The following is a 3,144-nucleotide window of genomic DNA, read 5'->3' on the forward strand; positions in this document are numbered from 1 at the left end:
CCGCGGAGGCGTACGAGACGGTGCAGGGCACCGCGAACTCGGCGGCCAGCGCCGCCGCCACCCGGCCCACCGAGGCCCGCGCCCGGGCGTCCCGGGTGCCCGCCGCCGCCAGCACCAGCGCGTCGACCCCGCCCGGCTCCACCTCCGCCAACCGCCGGCGCAACCCGGCCAGCAGACCGGGGTCCACCGTGCCGTCCGCCGGCCCCAGCACGTCGGTCACCCGTACCGACAGCTCCGAGGCCGACGCACGCGCCGCCGCCACCGCCGCCGGGACGTCCACCCGCCGGTGGTACGCGGCGGTGAGCAACAACGGCACCACCACCGCCTCGGCGTGCCCGGCCGCCGCCAGCCCACACAGCACCTCGGTCGGCCCCGGGTCGGTGTGGTCCAGCCAACTCGGCAGCACCACCGCGCCGGGACGGGCCGCCTCGACGGCCCGGGCGAGCGCCCGGGTCGCCTCCGCCGCCCGGTGGTCCCGGCTGCCGTGGGCGACCAGCACCACCGGCGCCTGGTCGCCCACCCCGGCCGCCACGGAAGCGCCGGGGCCGGTCAGACGTGCAGGCCGCACTCGGTCTTCTCGAACATGGCCCACCGACCGGCCCGCGGGTCCTCCCCGGCCTTCGTCCGCCGGGTGCAGGGCCAGCAGCCGATCGAGCCGTAGCCGCGGCTGAACAGCTCGTTGACCGGGATGTCGTACCGGGCGATGTAGGAGTCGACGTCGGCCTGGGTCCAGGCGGCGATCGGGTTGACCTTCACCCTCCCCCGCCGGGCGTCGAAGGTGACCACCGGCGTGTTCGCCCGGGTGGGCGACTCGTCCCGGCGCAGCCCGGCCGCCCAGGCGTCGTACCCGGCGAGGGCCCGCTCCAGCGGCTCCACCTTGCGCAGCTGGCAGCATTGGTCCGGCGAACGGTTGAACAGCCGGGGACCGTACTCGGCGTCCTGCTGGCCGACGGTCTGCCGGGGCCGGATCGACCGGACGTTCACCGGCAGCCGGCGGGCCACCTCGTCACGGACCTTGAGCGTCTCCGGGAAGTGCAGCCCGGTGTCGAGGAAGATCACGTCGACCCCGGGGGCGACCCGGGACACCAGGTGGGCCAGGACGGCGTCGGCCATGGAGCTGGTGACGCAGAACCGGTCACCGAAGGTGTCAGCCGCCCACCGGGCGATCTCCAGCGCCGAGGCACCCTCCAGCTCGCGACCGGCCCGCTCGGCCAGCGTGCGCAGCTCCTCCGGGTCACGGCGGGTCGGGTCGGCCGGCCGTGGGCCGCCCGGCCCGACCAGGCCCAGGTTCGTCGCGGAGAGCAGCTTCATCGGGCCACCACCTTGCTCAGCAGGCCGGTGAACCGCACGGTGAAGACCCGGGCGCAGGCGTGGCACTCCCAGGCGCCGTGCCCGGACTCGTTCGGCCGCAGGTCCTCCTCACCGCAGTAGGGGCAGTAGAGAGGCGCGGATCGTGTCGCACTCAACGCAGTTCCTCCTCGTCGACCCGGATCACCCAGTTGGCGAACGTCTCGCCCTCGGTCCGGCTCGCCAGGTACCGGCGGGCCAGTCGTTCCACGTACTCGGGAAGCTCGTCGGCGGTGGTCTTCAGGCCGCGCAGCTTGCGGCCGAACCCGGCGGTCTGCCCTTGCGCCATACCCAGGCCGCCGCCGAGGTGCACCTGGAAGCCCTCCACCTGGCGGCCGTCCGGGCCCACCACCAACTGACCCTTGAGCCCGATGTCGGCGACCTGAGTCCGGGCGCAGGCGTTCGGGCAGCCGTTGAGGTGGATGGAGATGTCGGCGTCGAAGTCGCGCAGTCGTTGCTCCAGTCGGGCCACCAGCTCCTCGCCGCGCCGCTTGGTCTCGACGATGGCGAGCTTGCAGAACTCGATGCCGGTGCAGGCCATGGTGCCGCGCCGCCAGGCCGACGGCCGGGCCTCCAGGCCGATCCCACGCAACGCCTCGACCAACGACTCCGTCCGCTCCGGCGCCACGTCGAGCACCAGCAGCTTCTGGTACGCGGTGAGCCGTACCCGGTCACTGCCGTGCGCCTCGACCGCGTCGGCGAGCTGGGCCAGCTGGGTGCCGGAGACCCGGCCCACCACCGGGGCGGCCCCGACGAGGTTGCGCCCGTCGCGCTGGCGGTGCACGCCGATGTGGTCGATCGGCTTCTCCGGCAGCTGCGGGGCGGGGCCGTCCAGCAGGGTGCGGCCCAGGTACTCCTTCTCCAGCACCTCCCGGAACCTCTCCACACCCCAGTCGGCGACCAGGAACTTCAGCCGGGCCCGGCTGCGCAGCCGGCGGTAGCCGTAGTCGCGGAAGATGCCGACCACACCGGCCCAGACGTCCGGCACCTCGGCCAGCGGCACCCAGACGCCGAGCCGCTTGGCCAGCATGGGGTTGGTGGAGAGACCGCCGCCGACCCAGACATCGAAGCCGGGGCCGTGCTCCGGGTGGTCCACCCCGAGGAAGGCGATGTCGTTGGCCTCGTACGGGGTGTCGACCAACCAGGAGATGGAGGTCTTGAACTTGCGCGGCAGGTTGGCGTACGCCGGGTCGCCGACGTACCGGCGGACGATCTCGTCGATGGCTGGGGTCGGGTCGACCAGCTCGGCCTCGGCGACCCCGGCGACCGGGCTGCCGAGCACGATGCGCGGGCAGTCACCGCACGCCTCGGTGGTCTGCAATCCGACCGACTCCAGCCGGCGCCAGATCTCCGGCATATCCTCGACCCGGATCCAGTGGTACTGGATGTTCTGCCGGTCGGTGATGTCGGCGGTGTCCCGGGCGAACTCGCGGGAGATGTCGGCGACCACCCGGAGCTGGGCCAGGTTGAGCTGCCCGCCGTCGATCCGGACCCGGAGCATGAAGAACTCGTCCTCCAGCTCGTGCGGCTCCAGTACGGCCGTGCGGCCGCCGTCGATGCCCGCCTTGCGCTGGGTGTAGAGGCCCCACCAGCGGAACCGGCCCCGCAGATCCTGCGGGTCGATGGAGGCGAAGCCCCGGTGGGCGTAGATGTTCTCGATCCGGGCCCGCACGTTCAGCGGGTTGTCGTCCTTCTTGATCCGCTCGTTGGCGTTGAGCGGCTCGCGATGCCCGAGTGCCCACTGCCCCTCACCGCGAGCACGTCGGGGTGCGCGGGCGGCCGGCGCCGTCGGGGTGC

General features: G+C 73.4%; 4 protein-coding genes. All 4 read right to left on the minus strand.

Annotated features, from left to right (window positions below):
* Nucleotides 1-568, minus strand: a 568-nt coding sequence (locus E1182_RS29955) for a sirohydrochlorin chelatase (RefSeq protein ID WP_132271097.1), incomplete at its 3' end; no start/stop codon positions are given.
* Nucleotides 550-1,311 (minus strand): phosphoadenylyl-sulfate reductase, encoded by a 762-nt coding sequence (locus tag E1182_RS29960; protein ID WP_132271099.1) that lies wholly within the window; start codon nucleotides 1,309-1,311, stop codon nucleotides 550-552. The genes E1182_RS29960 and E1182_RS29955, both read right to left, overlap by 19 nt.
* Nucleotides 1,308-1,466 (minus strand): hypothetical protein, encoded by a 159-nt coding sequence (locus E1182_RS31440; RefSeq protein WP_165942768.1) that lies wholly within the window; start codon nucleotides 1,464-1,466, stop codon nucleotides 1,308-1,310. The genes E1182_RS29960 and E1182_RS31440 overlap by 4 nt, the downstream gene beginning before the upstream one ends.
* On the minus strand, nucleotides 1,463-3,144 hold a 1,682-nt coding region (locus tag E1182_RS29965; protein WP_132271101.1), incomplete at its 5' end, for a nitrite/sulfite reductase. The genes E1182_RS29965 and E1182_RS31440, both read right to left, overlap by 4 nt.

This window comes from Micromonospora sp. KC721 (assembly GCF_004348355.1).
Taxonomy (GTDB): domain Bacteria; phylum Actinomycetota; class Actinomycetes; order Mycobacteriales; family Micromonosporaceae; genus Micromonospora.

Coding starts and splice junctions, on each gene's coding strand:
- E1182_RS29960 (WP_132271099.1), bottom strand. CDS start 1,311: ATGAAGCTGCTCTCCGCGACGAACCTGGGCCTGGTCGGGCCGGGCGGC.